A 17,668-nucleotide genomic window follows, 5' to 3' on the forward strand; every position below is an offset into this window, starting at 1 on the left:
GTTGGTGTGTCCCTCCTTAGATAACCTCGTTTTTAGGAACCTTTAACATTACTTATCTTCGTTTAAGCCCTTTTCTAACGCTTTCCACGCTAATGTTGCACATTTAATACGTGCAGGGAACTTGCATACGCCTTGTAATGCTTCAATATCTCCTAAATCGATGCTGTCATCGTACTCTTTTCCTAGCATCATGTCAGAGAAAATTTTCGAAAGCTGAAGTGCTTCTTCAATTTTCTTACCTTTTACTGCTTGTGTCATCATTGAAGCTGAAGACATTGAGATTGAACATCCTTCACCTTCAAACTTCGCCTCTTGCACAATACCTTCTTCTACTTTCATCGTAAGTTGAATACGATCGCCGCAAGTTGGATTGTTCAAGTTAACGGTAACACTATCTTCTAACACGCCATGGTTACGAGGATTTTTGTAATGATCCATAATAACTTGACGATATAACGTATCTAAATTATTAAATGACATTTGTGAAATACTCCTTTGTCTTGATTAGCGATTCAACAAATGTATCAATTTCTTCTTTTGTATTATATAAATAGAAGCTCGCACGTGCTGTTGAAGAAGCTTTTAACCACTTCATAAGCGGTTGTGCACAGTGATGTCCTGCGCGAACTGCAATGCCTTCTACATCTAATACAGTCGCTACATCGTGAGGATGTACGTCTTCAATATTAAATGTAACAAGACCAGCGCGATGCTTTGGACCATAAATTGTAACGCCATCTACTTCTGATAGTCTTTCTAAAGCGTATTGCGCTAATTCATGCTCATGCTTTTCAATATTATCAAGACCGATTTCTTCTAGGAAATCAATTGCTGCACCAAGTCCGATTGCATTACCGATAATCGGTGTACCTGCTTCAAACTTCCACGGAAGCTCTTTCCACGTAGATTCTTGTAAATCTACGAAATCAATCATTTCACCGCCAAATTCAATTGGCTCCATATTGTTCAGCAATTCTTTTTTACCATATAATACGCCGATACCTGTAGGTCCGCACATCTTATGAGCAGATAATGCGTAGAAATCACAGTTTAAATCTTGTACATCCACTTTCATGTGAGGTGTACTTTGTGCACCATCAACGACCATAATTGCGCCATTTTCGTGTGCGATTGCTCCGATTTCTTTTACAGGGTTAATCGTTCCAAGTACGTTTGATACTTGCATAATAGAAACGATTTTTGTATTCGGTGTAACTGTTTGACGAACATCTTCTAAAGAAATTGTACCGTCTGGTTGAAGCGGAAGATATTTTAAAGTTGCACCAGTTTTCTTCGCAACTTGTTGCCACGGAATGATATTACTATGGTGCTCCATGTAAGAAATAACGATTTCATCGCCCTCTTTTACATTTTCAAGACCATAGCTAGCTGCTACTGTATTTAATGCAGTTGTCGTTCCGCGTGTGAAAATAATCTCTTCCATTGATTTCGCGTTAATAAACTTGCGAACTTTCTCACGTGCACCTTCATACGCGTCGGTAGCTTTCGTACCGAGCGTATGAACACCGCGATGCACGTTAGAATTATATTCTTTATAGTAACGTTCTAACGTTTCAATGACTTGAATTGGTTTTTGAGAAGTTGCTGCACTATCGAAATAAACAAGTTGTTTGCCGTTCACTTTTTGATCAAGAATTGGAAACTGTTTGCGTATTTCATGAATATTCATTAGCGAACTTTCCTTTCAATTACCTCAACAAGCTGTGCCTTTACTCCTTCAATTGGAAGCTCATTAACTACAGGTGCTAAGAATCCATGGATGACTAAACGTTCTGCTTCGCGTTTTGGAATACCACGGCTCATCAAGTAGTATAGTTGGACTGGATCTACGCGACCTACTGAAGCTGCGTGACCTGCCATTACATCATCTTCGTCGATTAAAAGAATTGGGTTTGCATCACCGCGTGCTTTTTCATCTAACATAAGAACGCGAGAAGATTGTTGTGCATTTGATTTAGATGCACCGTGTTCAATCTTACCAATTCCGTTAAAGATAGATGTTGCACTATCTTTTTGTACACCGTGTTTTAAAATCCAACCTTCAGAGTGTTTACCGAAGTGAACAACTTTAGTTGTAAAGTTTTGTGTTTGGTTACCACGGCCAATTGTTACTGTTTTCGTATCAGCATATGAACCGTCGCCCATTAAGTTGGTAACATTCTCTGAAATTGTGTTTCCGTCATTCATAAGGCCTAGAGCCCAATCAATACGGCCGTCGCGTCCTACAACGCCGCGGCGGTTAACGTAAGTTGTTACGTCTTTTGCTAATAGATCAACCGCACCGAATTTCACTTGTGCGCCTTGTTCCACGATTACTTCTGCCACGATATTTGCAATACCTTTAGCATTTTCATTTGCAACATAGTTTTCTACATAAGTTGCAGTACTGTTCGCATCAGCTACGAATAATACGTGGTTATATACGTTAGCTTCTTCGCCGTCTACTAAGAATACAGCTTGAAGTGGAGTTTCAAGAACAACGTTTTTCGGAACATATACGAATGCACCGCCGTTGATTAATGCAGCATGAAGTGCAGTTAGACGATGCTCGTCTACTTTCACGCCGTCTTTCATTAAGTACTTTTGTACTAGTTCAGCATGCTCAGTTGCAGCTGTTACGATGTCTGTGAAAATAACACCTTTTTCTTTTGCTTCGTCTGCTAAAGAAACGAACGCAGTTGTACCAGTGCGTTGTACTAATACGCTGTTATTTTCATCGATTAAGTTTTTCACTGCTTCTGGAAGTTCAGTTAAAGAACTTACAGGCTCTTGCTTAGCAGCGTCGCCTTTTCCGATAAAGTCCCATTTTTCAATTTTCGTTTTATCAGGCGTTGGCATTGGAAGTTCAGTTGCTTGTGCAAGAGCTTGTAAGCGGAACTCAGTCAACCAAGCTGCTTCGTTTACTTCGCTTGCGCGTTGACGGATTGTTTCTTGATCGAAAGGTAATGTACCGATTGTCATGTTTATGCTCCTCTCTTACGCTTCTTGCTCTGTTGTTTCGTCTTCAATACCTAATTCTTTTTTAATCCAGTCGTAACCTTCAGCTTCTAGACGTTGTGCAAGCTCAGGGCCACCAGATTTAACGATACGACCGTTCATCATAACGTGAACGAAGTCTGGAGTGATGTAGTTTAATAAACGTTGGTAATGCGTAATCATTAGGCAACCGAACTCTTCGCCGCGCATTTCGTTAATACCTTTAGATACAACTTTTAATGCATCGATATCAAGACCTGAGTCAATTTCATCTAAGATTGCGATTTTTGGCTCAATCATCATTAATTGAAGAATTTCGTTACGTTTTTTCTCTCCACCAGAGAAACCTTCGTTTAAGTAACGTTGTGCCATTTCTGGATCCATTTCTAGGAATTCCATGTTTTTATCTAATGTACGGATAAATTTCATAAGAGAAATTTCATCGCCTTCTTCACGACGTGCATTAATTGCAGAACGTAAGAAGTCAGCGTTTGTTACTCCGCTAATTTCACTTGGATATTGCATTGCTAGGAATAGACCCGCTTGTGCGCGCTCGTCTACTTCCATTTCTAATACATCTTCACCGTCGATGATGATGCTACCTTCTGTTACTTCATACTTTGGGTGACCCATAATTGCAGAAGATAAAGTTGATTTACCTGTTCCGTTAGGTCCCATAATTGCGTGGATTTCTCCACCTTTTACTTCAAGGTTTACACCCTTTAAAATTTCTTTGCCATCAATTGATACGTGTAAGTCTTTAACCGTTAATGTAGAACCAGCCATCTCAATACCTCCATTAATCCTATATATACATTTTAAAAATTCCTAAAACGTTCATATTCTCATTTTATTCTCATTCTAATTTTATATCAAATAAAATGATATCGCAAACGACGAAAAAAAGTAACCGTTTTTTCACAAATGTATATAAGTATTTCCTTCACATCTTTCTATGATACACCTTTCTTCTTATTTATATAAAGAAAAAAGGACTGGTAATTTTCCAGCCCTTTCCTTATATTTATTCACTTACCGGAAGTACAGCACCTTTATATTCTTTATTAATAAAATCTTGAATTTCTTTTGAATGTAGCACTTCTACTAGCTCTTTAATTTCTTTTTTCTTCTCATCACCTTTACGAACTGCAATGATGTTTGCATACGGAGAGTCTGATCCTTCAATCGCAATTGCATCCTTTGTTGGATTTAATTTTGCATCAATTGCATAGTTTGAATTAATAAATAAAGCATCTCCCTCATTATTTTCATACAATTTCGGTGAAAGTCCAGGTTCAACATCTGTTTTAAATTTTAAGTTTTTCGGGTTTTCTACAACATCTTTTACTGTTGCTTTAACAACATCTACTCCGTCTTTTAATTTAATAACGCCGCCTTTTTGTAACAGTGCTAGCATGCGGCCACGCTCCGCTACGTTATTACTCATAATCACTGTTCCACCATCTGGTAGGTCTTTTAAGCTTTTATATTTCTTAGAATAAATGCCCATAGGTTCTAAATGGATTTTTCCTGCGTTTACAATTTTATATCCCTTTTCTTGAATTTCTTTATCTAAGTAAGGAATGTGCTGGAAGTAGTTCGCATCAATTTCTTTATCCGCTAAAGCCTTATTCGGCAACACATAATCTTGGAATTTTTTAATTTCTAATTTAATACCCTTTTTCTCTAATATCGGCTGTGCCTTTTCTAAAATAACAGCGTGTGGCACGTTAGAAGCTCCCACAACAAGCTTATTCTCCTCTTTTCCTCCGCAAGCAGCTAATGTAAATACAGACAACGCTGTAACAACTGACAGTAGAACCTTTTTCATATGATTTCCCCTTCTCCCCAATGGTTATGTAGTTATAAAAAGAGCCGGCATACACCAGCCCTTTTCAGCAATTATTCTTTTACAGGAACAACTGCCCCTTTATATTCTTTATTAATGAAGTCTTCAATTTCTTTAGAATGCAATACTTCTACAAGAGCTTTAATCTCTTTCTTATCTTTATCGCCTTTACGAACAGCTACTATGTTTGCGTATGGTGAATCATTTCCTTCAATTGCAATTGCATCTTTTTCCGGATTTAACTTTGCATCAATTGCATAGTTAGAGTTAATTAAAACAGCGTCGCCTTCTTTATTGTTATACACTTGTGGCAATAAACCAGGCTCGATATCCGTTTTGAATTTTAGATTTTTCGGATTATCTGCAATATCTTTTGGAGTTGCTTTAACTGGATCTATTCCGTCTTTAATTTTTAAAATACCTTCTTTTTGTAAAATTGCTAAACCACGTCCATGGTCAGCAACTGAATTACTCATAATAATTGTCGCTCCGTCCGGAAGCTCTTTTAAGCTCTTATACTTTTGAGAGTACACACCAATTGGTTCTAAATGAATTTTTCCTGCTACTTCAAAGTCATATTTTTTATCTTTAATTTCTTTTTCTAAATACGGAATGTGCTGGAAGTAGTTTGCATCTAAATCCTTATCCGCTAACGATTTATTTGGTAATACGTAGTCTTGGAATTTTTTAATTTCTAACTCAATTCCTTTTTTCTCAAGTAACGGTTTTGCCTTTTCTAAAATAACAGCGTGCGGTACGTTAGAAGCACCCACAACAAGTTTCTTTTCATCTTTATCTTTCCCGCCACAAGCAGCTAATCCAAAAATTGAAGTTGAAATAAGTGCCGTAAGTAACAATTTTTTCATTTGAAACATCCTCCCGTTTTTCATTATCGTTTATCTATTCGAGTCGTTAAACTATCACCAATCCACTGAATTAAAAATACAACTAGTAATACACAAATTGTCGCAACGATTGTTACATCGTTATTCCCTCTTTGGAATCCTTCTAAGTAAGCAAGTGTTCCAAGGCCACCAGCACCAACAACTCCTGCCATTGCTGTATAGCCTACTAAAGCAATTGTCGTAACCGTAATACCAGATACTAATGCTGGTAACGATTCTGGAATTAACACTTTCAAAATAATTGTGCTTGTTTTTGCTCCCATTGCTTTTGAAGCTTCAATTACACCTTTATCAATTTCGCGAAGTGCGATTTCAACCATTCTCGCGTAGAATGGTGCTGCTCCAATAATTAAAGCCGGCAAAGCTGCACTTGCTCCAAGAATTGTTCCAAGAAGAATCTTTGTGAATGGGATTAATAAAATAATTAAAATGATGAATGGTATAGAACGGAATATATTTACGAATGCTCCAATCACCGTATTAATTGATTTGTTTTCCCATAAATTATCTTTTGCTGTCATGAAGAGTAACAATCCTAAAATGAGTCCTAAAACAAATGTCGCAAGAGCTGCGATTGCCGTCATATATAACGTTTCACCAGTTGCTTCTAACATTTGATTCCAATCAACATTTGCAAGTAACTTATCCATGTGCAATCACCTCCAGCTCTACTTGATCTTGATGAATTCCTTCTATTGCTTGCTGGATCGCTGTTTCCTCACCATTTAAATGAACGACTAAACTACCGTAAGAACCGTTATTCGTTTGTGCGATATTTCCTTGCAAAATGCTAACTTCTATGTCACTGCGTTGCATCAATCGTTGAAGCACTGGTCTTTCTACAGCCTCACCGATAAACTGCAAACGAATTACTTTTCCATCTGGATATTTTTCAATTAAACTTTCAATCGTTTCATTTGTATCTTCAGAATCCGTTAACTGCTTTACAAATCGTTTCGTAATATCTTGCTTCGGATTACGGAATACATCAAGTACTGGACCTGTTTCTACAATCTTTCCTTTCTCCATTACCGCAACACGATTACAAATCTTTCGAATTACGTGCATCTCATGTGTAATGAGTACAATTGTTAAACCAAGGCGCTTATTAATGTCTAATAGTAAATCCAAAATTTGATCTGTCGTTTCCGGATCAAGAGCTGACGTTGCTTCGTCACATAAAAGCACTTGTGGATTATTAGCTAATGCTCTTGCAATCCCGACGCGTTGCTTTTGTCCCCCGCTCAGCTGAGATGGGTACGCGTCTCCTCTTCCTTCTAATCCAACAAGATGAATTAATTCATCAACACGTTTTCTTCTCTTCGCTTTATCAACACCTGCAATTTCAAGTGGAAACTCTATATTTTCACGTACTGTTCGTGACCAAAGTAAGTTGAAGTGCTGAAAAATCATTCCAATTTCTTGCCTTGCCTTACGAAGTTCGCTTCCTGTAATTGCTGAAATGACACGATTTGCAATTGTAATTTGGCCAGAAGTTGGTTTCTCCAACTGATTGAACAATCTAATTAAAGAACTTTTTCCAGCGCCACTATATCCGATAACACCAAATATTTCACCTTTATCTATTTTTAAATTGGCATTATCTACAGCAGTGACATCACCGCTTTTTGCTTTATATATTTTCTTTACATTCTCTAATAGAATCATGGTGTATCACCCCTTTTTTAAATAAAAAGCGCAAGCGGCTCGTTTAGAACAAGAGGGCGTTTGAATCCCTGACGTAGAGGCGCTTTTTGCCTCATAGGAAGGGATGAAACGACCGACTGTTCTAGCCGCTGGAGCTAGATTTCATAAAGATTTTAGGTCGACTCCGCAATTTTTTATTTTTAATGCGTGTAGTCCACTGTTATCATTACTTTTATTATTTGAATGTCCTCCACATTCAAACAATAAAAAAACCTTTCTGCTTTAGAGAAGCAGAAAGGTTTTTATGCGTATATAACAACATTATCCCTCTCTCTCATCTCTCAAAGCATTTGCTTTGCAGGAATTGGCACCATTTCAACATAAGTTGACGGTTGCCGGGCTTCACAGGGCACAGTCCCTCCACCTCTCTTGATAAGAGAAATCAGATTCAATTTTCGTCTGATTTGAAATTTATGAAATTGTCTATATTTTATGACTTGAATTGTATCAATATACACTCACCATGTCAACAGAAATTTTCGCAAAAAATGAAACTTCAGAATTTTAAGCACCTACTGACATCGGTTTACATATATGAAACATCGATTCCACTAATAACATCGTTCGGTACGTTCCCGAATATTGTACACGTCCATCATTCATTAGCATTTGCAATCGTACATTTCCATTCACCAATTGTTCTATATCCTTTTCATCTAAGCAAATGATTTGTTCCGTTCCTCTTTCCTCATGTACCAACTCTATATAATCTCTTGAAATTTGTAACGAACAACTTTCATCTCCAAAGCGAAAATTAACAGTTTTTTCTTCTTGTCTTAAAAGCGGTTCTAAATGATATTGACCATTAGCGTAATTTACAAATGATTGAAGCAAAGAATATAATCTCACCCTAAATCACATCCTTCATATCACTTTCTATTACATACCATTCCCTCTAACTAAAGAGCAATCCTGTTATTTTCGCTCGACAAATACTGTATCCATCCTGCATCTCGACATATTTCCCAAGAAATATGTCGAGGCGGCAAAATTTTTGCCGCCTACTTTAATTCCGTATATAAATATTCAACCGAATGAAATGCGTATATCTTCTTCATCAGTGTCCCATTTTCAAAAACAAGTAAACAAGGTACACTTTCAATCCCATACTCTTTTGCTAAATGCGGAGCATAATTTAAATCTAACATCCCAATTTTCAAATCTTCAATTGTCATCTCAACCACTGTTAACATCTTTTTTGCTAATTGGCATGTTCCACACATTGGAGTATATACATATAATACTGTTTTTTCTTCGTTCTCTATTAGGGCTGTAGCTTCGGCTCCTGTCCAATCAATCACTTCTATCATTCCTTACCGTAAATATTCTGTATAAACGTCAATGTCGGCTCCCCATAATACATTTGCTAAGTGTGTAGATGGCGCAGTTGCCACTTCTCGGTACGAGCGATCAATATAGATATGCTCGGCTTGCGGGAATTCTTTTCGAAATTGTTTCCTTAACTTTTCTCCAGCATCATCAGCATCCACTAGCACATACACTTCCTTATCAAAAAACTGATCAACGAGCTCATCCATTTTCGACAAACCAATTGTACCATTTGTACAAACAATTTCCACCGGTTCACGAATAATAGATTCAATCTTTCTTCTATCTGATGTACCTTCTACAATAATGACTTTTTCTACATAAATCATATGTCATCACCCGATCACCATATACTATACAACCTTGAACTTAGTATATAGTATATTCGTTATTTTCATGTTGTTTCCTGTTTATTTTTGCAAAAGAAAAGCGCAAGCGGCTCGTTTAGATTGTGAGGGGGGATGGAGCTTCTGACGTAAAGGCGCTTTTGGCCTTGTAGGAAGAAGCGAAGCCACCGAACAATCTAGCCGCTCGAGCTGGATCATAAAGAAAAGCGGAACCGACTGTTTAGCCCTGTTGGCTAAGGTTCTTTCGCACAGAAGACGCTTTTTGTCTTCTCGTGCGGAAGGTTCTTAGACATGAAGGGCTAGGAGGTGGAGCTGGACAATGAAAAGCGCAAGCGGCTCGTTTAGATTGTGAAGACTTATGAAACCTTACCAAAAAACAGTTTTTCTCATAATAGCTTATTTATTTACATATAACTTGAATTTCATTATTTCACAAAAAATAAAAAAGGACAGCACAAAGGCTGTCCTTTAGTCGACTATAATTAGTCTTGGTTTGTCATTTCTGCATATTTTTCTGCAGTTAATAACTTCTCAACTTGGCTTGCATCAGAAAGTTCAACTTTAACCATCCATGCACCCTCGTATGGAGATTCGTTAACAAGTTCTGGTTGGTCACTTAATTCTTCGTTTACTGCTACAACTTTACCGCTTACAGGTGCGTATAACTCAGAAACTGTTTTAACAGATTCTACGCTTCCGAATGGCTCGTTAGCTTCGATTGTTGCACCTACTTCAGGAAGTTCAACGAATACGATATCGCCTAGCTCACCTTGTGCAAAGTGAGTGATACCGATAACAACTTCATTACCTTCAGTTTTTACCCATTCGTGTTCTTCAGAGTAACGTAAATTATTTGGAATGCTCATGACTGTACCTCCAGTGAATGTATTAATTATGTAAAAATACCTTATTGGTACTTTTTCCACACACTTTCAAACTGCTCTTCGTTAAAACCAAGTGTTACATTCGTTCCATCTGTTACAATTGGACGTTTAATCAACATGCCATCAGATGCTAAAAGCTCATACATTTCGTCTTCGCTTGCATCTTTCAACTTATCTTTTAGACCAAGTTCACGGTAACGCATTCCACTTGTATTAAAGAATTTTTTTAATGGTAATTCACTTTTTTCATGTAAATTACGTAAATCTTCTTTTGATGGTGGATTTTCAACAATATGAATCATCTCATATGCTACATCGTTTGCCTCAAACCATTTCTTTGCCTTTTGACATGTGCCACACTTTGGATATGAATAAAATGTTACTGTCATAAATTCACCTACTTTTTTACTAACCTTTACCTTTATCATATAGAAAACGTTTTATTATTTCAAACCATTATTCGCTAAACTTTTACTTATTTCGTGATAATTTTTAATAATCCTGCGAATTTTTCTTATTTTTCCGCCATTTGTTAAGAAAAAAATAAATATATAAATTTTTTAGATTCTGCACCAAACATATATCTTAAACAAGCGTTTGATTAATTCTCCATTTTCTTTCTTAACCTTTGAACTACAGGAGTTTCTTTCTACCGAACATACAGCTTAAACAAACGTTTGATGAATTCTCTATTTTTCTTTGTTAACCCTTGAGTTACATCGGTTTCTTCCTACCGAACATACAGCTTAAACAAACGTTTGATGAATTCTCTATTTTTCTTTGTTAACCCTTGAGTTACATCGGTTTCTTCCTACCGAACATACAGCTTAAACAAACGTTTGATTAAAAAAATAAGAAGCCTCTTTTGTAGGCTCCTTCATTATCTATTTAAATAATCTGCAATTGTTTGAAATACGACGATATACATATTATGAATACTTTCTTCTGTATTTCCACCATTCGATAAACCAATTGCCCATTGTTGTCCTTCACCACTTCCGATATTCGCAAACCCTTGCGTATACATAGCATTTACATCTTTTCGGGCACTGTTATACTCTATCCCTTTTGTAATAAAAATCGAATATGATTTATCTTGTAAACCGATAAAAAACACTGGTTTCTTTAGTGATGAAAATACATTTTTATATTGCTCTGTTGAGGCTTCTTGAAAGTGATCTTTCATTATTAGAAAACCATCTACTTCCTTGGATTTCTCTTCCAGTTCCTCTAACTTCATTTCCTCAAACTTTATATTCCTAAACGTATCTTTCGGTTTTTCTCCAACAACTCCAATTACGAGTGCTCTTCCGTTATATTCTAATTTCTCTCCTTCTTTATCCTTTGCACACCCAGCACCGACTAGGCATATCAATATAAAAAATAAGAAATACGATAAACGCTTCATTTAGCACCCTCCCCTTCTTTTTAGTCAAGTGACAAAAACGTAAGGTTAATTCAAGAAAATGTAAGTAAAATCGATAGCCCAATTCACGTTTCTATATTATAATCAATTGAATTTACTTACATTACTAAACATAGGAGATCAACATGAAGAAATTTAAACTTTCATCTTTTCTTCCGTTAAGTTATATACTTCTACTCGTGCTCGTAAGTCCCCTTTACGACGTATTAAATAAATCGACTGTTCACGCAGTAGACGTTACAACTGTAGTAGATGATTGGATTCCATTTGTAAAAGCATTTATTATTCCTTATTTACTTTGGTTTCCATACTTATACGGCGCACTTATTTATTACTGTTTTGCTGACCGAAAGCAATATTATGTTACTTTAAGTAGTGTTATTTTTGGAAAGCTTGCTTGTTTTTCTATTTATTATTTTTGGCAAACAACTGTACCACGTCCGACTGTCGTTGGAACAGATGTATTTTCTGAACTAGTTCGCTATATTTATAGTATCGACCAGCCAGTAAACTGTTTCCCTAGCATTCACGTTCTTACTACATTTGTAATTATGTTAGCTGCCTTTAAGCGTAGAGAACAACATGCTTTTGAATATTACATCCTTACTTTCTTCGGTACACTTATTATTTTATCAACGCTATTTACGAAGCAGCATGCCTTTTTAGATGCCGTTTCTGGAATGACACTTGCAAGCATACTATACTTCGGAGTTCAGCTCTTATTAGCAAAAGAACCAATAAAAGTTCCAGTAAAACAAAATCATAAAATGTAACATAAAAAAGCAGACTGTGGCTCAGTCTGCTTTTATCTATTATTAAGGAGATTTTCAATTTAAGATTGCGGTACAGTCATATCACCAGAATGAATACGACCTGCTTTTTTAAGAGCAATGTAAAGTATATAAGAAACAGCTACTGGAATGACGATATAAGTAATTACCATCGCCGGGAGAACTTCCCATCCTTGGCTGGAAATTAAATTAATTGGTGCGATAAGAGAACTTAATCCAAGACCTGCAATTTCCTTTCCTGCTTCCAGTTGGAAAATTAATGCTGATACTGGACCGACTATAGCACTGGCGACGACAGTTGGGACGAGAATCATTGGATTTTTAGTGATATTTGGTAACTGTACTTTCGGAGTACAAAGTGCTTGAGCTAATATGCCACCTAAATTGTTTTCTTTTGCTGAGATGACAGAGAATCCGATAAACTGAGCAACGCATCCAGCAAGAGCAGCACCACCTGCAACACCGTCTAAGCTAAGTGCAATTGCTAACGCAGCTGATGAAGCTGGAGAGATAAGTAATAGTCCCCAAACTACTGCAATAACGATAGAAGCGATGAATGGGCTACCAGCTGAGCTATCTTTAATAAACGCTCCAACTGCATTTAAAACAGGAGTAATATTATGAGATAACCAAATGCCTACTAAACCAGAACCTAATATGGCCGCAAATGGAACGAGCATCATATCTAACGCAGTTTTTCCACTTAAACGTTTACCAATATATACAGCTAAAGTTGCTGTTAATAATGCACCGATTGGCTCACCTGTTTTAATAATTAGACCAGCTTCAGTAATCGAAATGGATCCGGCACCAATCGCTCCGGCTACCATCGCCGAGAAGATTACAAGACCGTTTGCACCGAGCATAAAAGCAATTCCAGCACCAATTGCCGGTGCCATTAGTGATTTTGCAACAACTCCGATTGTAATAAGTAATGGTATATCAACAATTCTTCCTATATTTTCGATCAGTAAACCAATTCCGAGGGATACGAAAATACCTTGTGCGATTCCAGCAGATGCTTTAAATACACGAGACATTATATATTCCTTCATTTGTTTCACCTTCTCCTATAAGTTAGTAACCAATTGTTTTCATATAATCACGTAAAATATCGTTTGATTTTGCGAATCGAGATTCTTCATCCTCTGTTAAATTGAGTTCTACAACTTCTCTTATACCGTCTCTAGTAATAATAGCTGGTACTCCTGTACAAATATCATATTCACCGTACTCACCATCTAAAATGGCTGATACAGCAATGACACGGTGATCATCATTAAAGATTGAACTCGCAATATATGCTAGAGAATTTCCAATCCCGTAATAAGTAGTTCCTTTACGTTTATAAATTTCCCAGCCAGCTTTTGCAGTCTTCTCAACAATTTCATCTAAATCTATTTCACCAAATCGTTCTTTTTGTTCTTCTAAAATTTGCAGAATTGGCTTTCCACCAACAGTTACATGAGACCAAGCAACCATTTGAGAATCACCATGTTCTCCTAATGAATACCCATGAATACTACGAGGATCTACATGTAGCATTTCAGATAAAATTGTTCTTAAGCGAGAAGAATCTAGTGATGTACCAGTACCGATTACGCGATTTCTAGGTAATCCAGATAATTTCCACACTTCATATGTAATAATATCAACTGGGTTCGATGCAAGTAAGAAAATACCATCAAATCCACTTGCCATTACACCACCAACAACACTTTCCATAATCTTCGCACTCGCTCCTAAAGTATCTAAGCGACTTTGTCCAGGTTTTGGTGCTGGCCCTGCTGTAATAATGACAATGTCCATATCTTTGCAGTCTTCATAGCTTCCTGCATATACTTTTGTTCTTGTATTTGTAAAGTTAATGCAATGTGATAAATCCATTGCTTCCCCAACTGCACGTTCATGATTTATATCAATTAATAATAGTTCTTCGCAAATCCCTTGATTTACAATGGAATACGCACAACTGGATCCAACTAATCCAGTACCGATAATTGCAATTTTTCTTGTATGTCTTTTCATAGCAATCTCTCCTAATTGATCATATAATCTATTTCTTTTGTTCTTTACATTCTTAATTATAGAGGTTCCCACGATAGAAACCATGGATACTTTGTGAAATGTTGAACAAAGTTTTTGTCCTTTTTGTGAATTGTCATATTCCATTTTCGTCATATTTGTTACAACTGGAAAAATATTTATTATGTATTTATTGACATATACAAAAAGAAAACGAGCGAATAAATTCGCTCGTTTTCTTTTTCCTGTTATTCCGCACTTAATTGGCTTTTTAATTGCTGTACAATCATCGGATTAGCAGGTGCTGCCGGTTTGTAATAACTCTTTTGCTTTGCGTACTCATACATATTACGTTGGCGCGCCTCGTCTTGATTACGAATTTGAATTAACGTTTGATGTAACTGTTCATTATCAGACTGAGCAATATAATTTGCATAGCTTGTTAAACTTGCATTTAATCCTGCTAAATAATCATTTACCATATCTTTTTCATTCATTTTCCGCTTCCTCCTATCCTAGGAAAGTCATTAATTGCTGTTTCGTATTTCGTGCATCTTGCGCATCTTTTTGTAGCATTTGTTTCAGTTGTGGATCTGTACACGTCTGTGCATACTGCTCCAACTTGTTAATAATTGTTGCGTGTCCACCAATTAAATGACGTAAGTTTTCTACTTCAAGCTCTGTTAAGTTTTGCATATAACATACCCGCCTTTCTTTGTTCATTCATCATTAGTATTTGGTTCTTTTTGGATTGTATTCATCAACTTTTCCCACATATAAAAAAATAAAAGATGAATAGCTAAGCCATTCATCTTTTATACTGGTTATGTATTTATTTTTATAGAGATACAATCATACTTATACTCACAAGTAAGTTCCATATAATGTGTAAAATAATACTAGGTATAATAGATTGCGTCTTTTTGTATAACATAGCAAATACAATCCCCATAATCATTGCCGTAACCGGAAAACCACCATGAAGAATCCCAAAGATGAAGGAAGAAATAATGATACCAACTAGAAAACTATATTTCTTTTCAAAAAATCGATACAAAATACCTCTATATAAAATTTCTTCTTTAATTGGTGTAATTATAGCAACACTTAACACATATATAATACTTTGTAGACTATTTTGAAGTCCTAAGCTCCCTAATTGATCTCGCTGCTGCCCTGCACTTTCAAAGCTAAACAACTCTAACATTACATACTGAGTTAATGCAATGATGATAAAACCTATTAATAAATACAAGTAGGTTTTCCCATTTTTTAAAACAGATACATCCCATATGTTCTTAATAAAATGAAGCACTGGTTTATAAGCAAATAAAACAATAGTAACAACAGCTGCATCAAATAGAAGTAAATAATATCCCTCTAAATTAGCACGTAATACCTCTTCTCCAAAAATTCCGAGGGCTAAAGCAAGGAATAATCCCCCTAAGAGTGAGAACCCTAGAATGCTTGCAATCGTTACAACTAGATTTTTATATGTTATGTTATCTACTTCTCTTTCTGCATTATACGCGTCTAATACTGTTTTTCTCATACTATTCCTCCATTTGTTTTCATTACCTTAACAAAAATCCTTTAATACAAATATATAGATAATATAACAATTTTTTCAAAAAGAATAATATGCAATTTTACATATTATGAAAACTTTATATTTTATAGTTTTAGGAATAGAATTGCTATGCAATAATTATTATATGAAATTTTAAAAAATACTTCCTATCCACTATAACCCTCGCATCATATAAAACTTATTAGTTAAAGGAGCAATGAACATGAAAACACATGACTTCCTTACAGAAATCCAGAAGGGCTCTGAGCCTAGTCCATATCAAGATCCTATTGCTTTTATTTTCGTTTGCCTTTCCGTAGTCATATACACATTTTTCAAACCTGTAAAATAATATCATGTAATGAGAAAAAGCCTACCGCTCTTTTCGAATTATATGCACTAAAAAACCTTAGAATCACTTCTAAGGTTTTTGTTTGCCTCGCTTCTTATTCACGTAACCCTTTAATAAACGTTTCCAACAATACATGTAGACTTATATCTAAATCTAACGGCAAACCAAATCCGCCCTGTTGTTCAATCGAAGCAAATCCATGACAAATACTTCTGAATCCGCGTGTCGCATGAAGTGCATTCTCTCCTTCTAAGCCATACTGTTGTAAAACCTGAAGACAAAGCTTTACAATTCCGTCACCTGCTTTTCTTACTTCTTCATCTCGTAAAAAAGTTGCTTCATATAGTCCAGAATGTTTTCGGACAAATGCTACATACGCTTCTCCTAAAGCATGAATTGCTTCATCCATCCGTTTATCCTCGGCAGCTTCTTCCAGTCTGTTATGCAGCTTTTTGATTCCGTAAATGCCAAGATTTTTCCGTACATCTTGTAACCCTTTTACATGATTATATAGTGAGGGCGAACGTACCCCTAACGTTTGCGCTAATGAAGCTAACGTTACTTCTTGTACTCCATTTGCATCTGCAATTTCTGCTGCTGTTTCTACAATTTTTTGTAATGTAAGTCCGATTCTCGGTGACATCAATTAACCCTCTTTTCTACTTTCTATATTCCGCTTCGCTTCTTTAATAGCAAGCTCTATGAAAGCCACTGGATCGTTTATCATTTTTCCATGTCCTGCCGCAAGCAAGGAAGGCTCATATTCTCTTAACTTCTCTGCACTTTGTAATGATATTTCTTTGCTCCACGTTGCCATCGCCGGAAACGGAAACCAAAATTTCATTTGTCCTGAAACAGCCATACCTCCTCTTGTTTGGAATGCATCTCCGACAATCAGAGCTTTATTTCTTACATCAAGAAACGACATGGAGCCTGGCGTATGTCCCGGTGTCATAATCGCAAGAAGCGATCCAACTCGGTCGCCATCTTCTAATAAAATATCAGGTACCGTTTTTATCTTTTTAGGTACACCGCCTTTTATTGGCGTATTCGGTTCATCCTTTTGTAACGTCGTATCTCCTTCTAACAGCTTTCCGTCCCGCTTAGAAATATAGACTGGAACATGAGGAAGTACTTCTTTTAATGCGTCTAATGCACCGATGTGATCATCATGCGCATGTGTTAATACAATCTTAGTAATTGGTTTTCCTATTTTCTCAGCCGCCTGTAAAATACCTTTTGCGCTATATGGCAAAGCCGCATCAATTAAAGTTAAACCAGCTTCTTCCTCCACAAAGTAACAATTCACAGGAAACACTCTTGGCAAAAATGACAATTGATATACCGTTTTTTCATGTATCATCCTCATAGTCCCATCTCCCTTTTCACGAAAACTAATACCATTAGTTTTATTATACTAATGGTATTAGTTTTATGTCACTAAAAAATTTTTTTTCAAAAAAAGAACAGTAGCCGTATAAACGAC

At 36.3% G+C, this 17,668-nt stretch carries 22 protein-coding genes and 1 riboswitch; of the genes, 1 reads left to right on the top strand and 21 read right to left on the bottom strand.

Features of this window, described 5'->3' with window-relative positions; genetic code table 11:
• Positions 1–48 precede the first annotated feature (48 nt).
• From sufU to GD442_RS24515, 14 genes are all read right to left on the bottom strand, one after another.
• Positions 49–480, bottom strand: a complete 432-nt coding sequence (sufU, locus tag GD442_RS24450) for a Fe-S cluster assembly sulfur transfer protein SufU (protein WP_000009523.1) — start codon at positions 478–480, stop codon at positions 49–51.
• Complete coding sequence (gene sufS, locus GD442_RS24455) at positions 470–1,690, bottom strand: cysteine desulfurase SufS (RefSeq protein ID WP_001020767.1); 1,221 nt, start codon at positions 1,688–1,690, stop codon at positions 470–472. The genes sufU and sufS overlap by 11 nt, the downstream gene beginning before the upstream one ends.
• Positions 1,690–2,982, bottom strand: coding sequence for a Fe-S cluster assembly protein SufD (gene sufD / locus GD442_RS24460; RefSeq protein ID WP_000152184.1), 1,293 nt, complete (start codon positions 2,980–2,982; stop codon positions 1,690–1,692). The genes sufS and sufD overlap by 1 nt, the downstream gene beginning before the upstream one ends.
• Before the next feature lie 15 nt (positions 2,983–2,997).
• Entirely contained in the window at positions 2,998–3,783 is a 786-nt protein-coding gene (gene sufC, locus GD442_RS24465) for a Fe-S cluster assembly ATPase SufC (protein WP_000929160.1), read from the bottom strand.
• Positions 3,784–4,021: 238 nt separating this feature from the next.
• The gene (metQ, locus tag GD442_RS24470) at positions 4,022–4,828 is read right to left on the bottom strand and encodes a methionine ABC transporter substrate-binding lipoprotein MetQ (RefSeq protein ID WP_000757013.1); all 807 of its coding nucleotides are present in this window, start codon (positions 4,826–4,828) and stop codon (positions 4,022–4,024) included.
• A gap of 71 nt (positions 4,829–4,899) precedes the next feature.
• Positions 4,900–5,712 carry a methionine ABC transporter substrate-binding lipoprotein MetQ gene (metQ, locus tag GD442_RS24475; RefSeq protein ID WP_000735099.1) on the bottom strand — a complete coding sequence of 271 codons (813 nt, stop codon included), beginning with the start codon at positions 5,710–5,712 and terminating at the stop codon, positions 4,900–4,902.
• A gap of 23 nt (positions 5,713–5,735) precedes the next feature.
• Positions 5,736–6,401: a methionine ABC transporter permease gene (locus GD442_RS24480; RefSeq protein WP_000359401.1), complete on the bottom strand. Its 666-nt coding sequence runs from the start codon at positions 6,399–6,401 to the stop codon at positions 5,736–5,738.
• On the bottom strand, positions 6,394–7,419 hold the full coding sequence (locus tag GD442_RS24485) for a methionine ABC transporter ATP-binding protein (RefSeq protein ID WP_000601753.1): 1,026 nt from the start codon (positions 7,417–7,419) through the stop codon (positions 6,394–6,396). Before GD442_RS24485 ends, GD442_RS24480 begins: the two co-directional genes overlap by 8 nt.
• 310 nt (positions 7,420–7,729) lie before the next feature.
• Positions 7,730–7,837, bottom strand: a riboswitch (SAM riboswitch).
• Between the two features lie 125 nt (positions 7,838–7,962).
• A complete protein-coding gene (locus GD442_RS24490; protein WP_001242139.1) occupies positions 7,963–8,307 on the bottom strand; it encodes a hypothetical protein in 345 nt (114 codons plus the stop codon).
• Positions 8,308–8,459: 152 nt separating this feature from the next.
• Positions 8,460–8,768, bottom strand: coding sequence for a thioredoxin family protein (locus GD442_RS24495; RefSeq protein WP_002008881.1), 309 nt, complete (start codon positions 8,766–8,768; stop codon positions 8,460–8,462).
• Positions 8,769–8,771: 3 nt separating this feature from the next.
• Positions 8,772–9,116 carry a toprim domain-containing protein gene (locus tag GD442_RS24500; RefSeq protein ID WP_000640870.1) on the bottom strand — a complete coding sequence of 115 codons (345 nt, stop codon included), beginning with the start codon at positions 9,114–9,116 and terminating at the stop codon, positions 8,772–8,774.
• 500 nt (positions 9,117–9,616) lie between these two features.
• A complete protein-coding gene (gcvH, locus tag GD442_RS24505) occupies positions 9,617–10,000 on the bottom strand; it encodes a glycine cleavage system protein GcvH (protein WP_000026897.1) in 384 nt (127 codons plus the stop codon).
• Positions 10,001–10,041: 41 nt separating this feature from the next.
• Complete coding sequence (locus GD442_RS24510; RefSeq protein ID WP_000218968.1) at positions 10,042–10,407, bottom strand: arsenate reductase family protein; 366 nt, start codon at positions 10,405–10,407, stop codon at positions 10,042–10,044.
• Positions 10,408–10,898: 491 nt separating this feature from the next.
• Positions 10,899–11,426 (bottom strand): hypothetical protein, encoded by a 528-nt coding sequence (locus GD442_RS24515; RefSeq protein WP_000826871.1) that lies wholly within the window; start codon positions 11,424–11,426, stop codon positions 10,899–10,901.
• 143 nt (positions 11,427–11,569) lie between these two features.
• Between GD442_RS24515 and GD442_RS24520 the strand changes: the two genes are divergently transcribed.
• A complete protein-coding gene (locus GD442_RS24520; RefSeq protein ID WP_000713769.1) occupies positions 11,570–12,217 on the top strand; it encodes a phosphatase PAP2 family protein in 648 nt (215 codons plus the stop codon).
• A gap of 59 nt (positions 12,218–12,276) precedes the next feature.
• Here GD442_RS24520 and GD442_RS24525 read toward each other — a convergent pair whose 3' ends face one another.
• The 7 genes from GD442_RS24525 to GD442_RS24555 form a co-directional block, all read right to left on the bottom strand.
• Positions 12,277–13,290: a PTS sugar transporter subunit IIC gene (locus tag GD442_RS24525; RefSeq protein WP_000666172.1), complete on the bottom strand. Its 1,014-nt coding sequence runs from the start codon at positions 13,288–13,290 to the stop codon at positions 12,277–12,279.
• 22 nt (positions 13,291–13,312) lie between these two features.
• Positions 13,313–14,263: an L-lactate dehydrogenase gene (locus GD442_RS24530; RefSeq protein ID WP_000820648.1), complete on the bottom strand. Its 951-nt coding sequence runs from the start codon at positions 14,261–14,263 to the stop codon at positions 13,313–13,315.
• Positions 14,264–14,508: 245 nt separating this feature from the next.
• Positions 14,509–14,757: a spore coat protein gene (locus GD442_RS24535; protein ID WP_001002981.1), complete on the bottom strand. Its 249-nt coding sequence runs from the start codon at positions 14,755–14,757 to the stop codon at positions 14,509–14,511.
• A 13-nt stretch (positions 14,758–14,770) separates the two neighbouring features.
• Positions 14,771–14,956, bottom strand: a complete 186-nt coding sequence (locus GD442_RS24540) for a hypothetical protein (RefSeq protein ID WP_001180555.1) — start codon at positions 14,954–14,956, stop codon at positions 14,771–14,773.
• A gap of 142 nt (positions 14,957–15,098) precedes the next feature.
• Positions 15,099–15,812, bottom strand: coding sequence for a CPBP family intramembrane glutamic endopeptidase (locus GD442_RS24545; RefSeq protein WP_001232992.1), 714 nt, complete (start codon positions 15,810–15,812; stop codon positions 15,099–15,101).
• 464 nt (positions 15,813–16,276) lie between these two features.
• Positions 16,277–16,825 carry a TetR/AcrR family transcriptional regulator gene (locus GD442_RS24550; RefSeq protein WP_000074927.1) on the bottom strand — a complete coding sequence of 183 codons (549 nt, stop codon included), beginning with the start codon at positions 16,823–16,825 and terminating at the stop codon, positions 16,277–16,279.
• A gap of 3 nt (positions 16,826–16,828) precedes the next feature.
• Positions 16,829–17,551 (bottom strand): MBL fold metallo-hydrolase, encoded by a 723-nt coding sequence (locus GD442_RS24555; RefSeq protein WP_001242337.1) that lies wholly within the window; start codon positions 17,549–17,551, stop codon positions 16,829–16,831.
• Positions 17,552–17,668: the final 117 nt, after the last annotated feature.

It is taken from the genome of Bacillus sp. A260 (assembly GCF_009861435.1).
In the GTDB taxonomy this organism is placed as follows: Bacteria; Bacillota; Bacilli; order Bacillales; family Bacillaceae_G; genus Bacillus_A; species Bacillus_A cereus.

What these genes read in the sequence shown, in the direction of transcription:
- sufU (WP_000009523.1), bottom strand. Translation starts at nt 480, where the DNA reads ATGTCATTTAATAATTTAGATACGTTATATCGTCAAGTTATTATGGAT.
- sufS (WP_001020767.1), bottom strand. Translation starts at nt 1,690, where the DNA reads ATGAATATTCATGAAATACGCAAACAGTTTCCAATTCTTGATCAAAAA.
- sufD (WP_000152184.1), bottom strand. Translation starts at nt 2,982, where the DNA reads ATGACAATCGGTACATTACCTTTCGATCAAGAAACAATCCGTCAACGC.
- sufC (WP_000929160.1), bottom strand. Translation starts at nt 3,783, where the DNA reads ATGGCTGGTTCTACATTAACGGTTAAAGACTTACACGTATCAATTGAT.
- metQ (WP_000757013.1), bottom strand. Translation starts at nt 4,828, where the DNA reads ATGAAAAAGGTTCTACTGTCAGTTGTTACAGCGTTGTCTGTATTTACA.
- metQ (WP_000735099.1), bottom strand. Translation starts at nt 5,712, where the DNA reads ATGAAAAAATTGTTACTTACGGCACTTATTTCAACTTCAATTTTTGGA.
- GD442_RS24480 (WP_000359401.1), bottom strand. Translation starts at nt 6,401, where the DNA reads ATGGATAAGTTACTTGCAAATGTTGATTGGAATCAAATGTTAGAAGCA.
- GD442_RS24485 (WP_000601753.1), bottom strand. Translation starts at nt 7,419, where the DNA reads ATGATTCTATTAGAGAATGTAAAGAAAATATATAAAGCAAAAAGCGGT.
- GD442_RS24495 (WP_002008881.1), bottom strand. Translation starts at nt 8,768, where the DNA reads ATGATAGAAGTGATTGATTGGACAGGAGCCGAAGCTACAGCCCTAATA.
- GD442_RS24500 (WP_000640870.1), bottom strand. Translation starts at nt 9,116, where the DNA reads ATGATTTATGTAGAAAAAGTCATTATTGTAGAAGGTACATCAGATAGA.
- gcvH (WP_000026897.1), bottom strand. Translation starts at nt 10,000, where the DNA reads ATGAGCATTCCAAATAATTTACGTTACTCTGAAGAACACGAATGGGTA.
- GD442_RS24510 (WP_000218968.1), bottom strand. Translation starts at nt 10,407, where the DNA reads ATGACAGTAACATTTTATTCATATCCAAAGTGTGGCACATGTCAAAAG.
- GD442_RS24515 (WP_000826871.1), bottom strand. Translation starts at nt 11,426, where the DNA reads ATGAAGCGTTTATCGTATTTCTTATTTTTTATATTGATATGCCTAGTC.
- GD442_RS24520 (WP_000713769.1), top strand. Translation starts at nt 11,570, where the DNA reads ATGAAGAAATTTAAACTTTCATCTTTTCTTCCGTTAAGTTATATACTT.
- GD442_RS24525 (WP_000666172.1), bottom strand. Translation starts at nt 13,290, where the DNA reads ATGAAGGAATATATAATGTCTCGTGTATTTAAAGCATCTGCTGGAATC.
- GD442_RS24530 (WP_000820648.1), bottom strand. Translation starts at nt 14,263, where the DNA reads ATGAAAAGACATACAAGAAAAATTGCAATTATCGGTACTGGATTAGTT.
- GD442_RS24535 (WP_001002981.1), bottom strand. Translation starts at nt 14,757, where the DNA reads ATGAATGAAAAAGATATGGTAAATGATTATTTAGCAGGATTAAATGCA.
- GD442_RS24540 (WP_001180555.1), bottom strand. Translation starts at nt 14,956, where the DNA reads ATGCAAAACTTAACAGAGCTTGAAGTAGAAAACTTACGTCATTTAATT.
- GD442_RS24545 (WP_001232992.1), bottom strand. Translation starts at nt 15,812, where the DNA reads ATGAGAAAAACAGTATTAGACGCGTATAATGCAGAAAGAGAAGTAGAT.
- GD442_RS24550 (WP_000074927.1), bottom strand. Translation starts at nt 16,825, where the DNA reads ATGTCACCGAGAATCGGACTTACATTACAAAAAATTGTAGAAACAGCA.
- GD442_RS24555 (WP_001242337.1), bottom strand. Translation starts at nt 17,551, where the DNA reads ATGAGGATGATACATGAAAAAACGGTATATCAATTGTCATTTTTGCCA.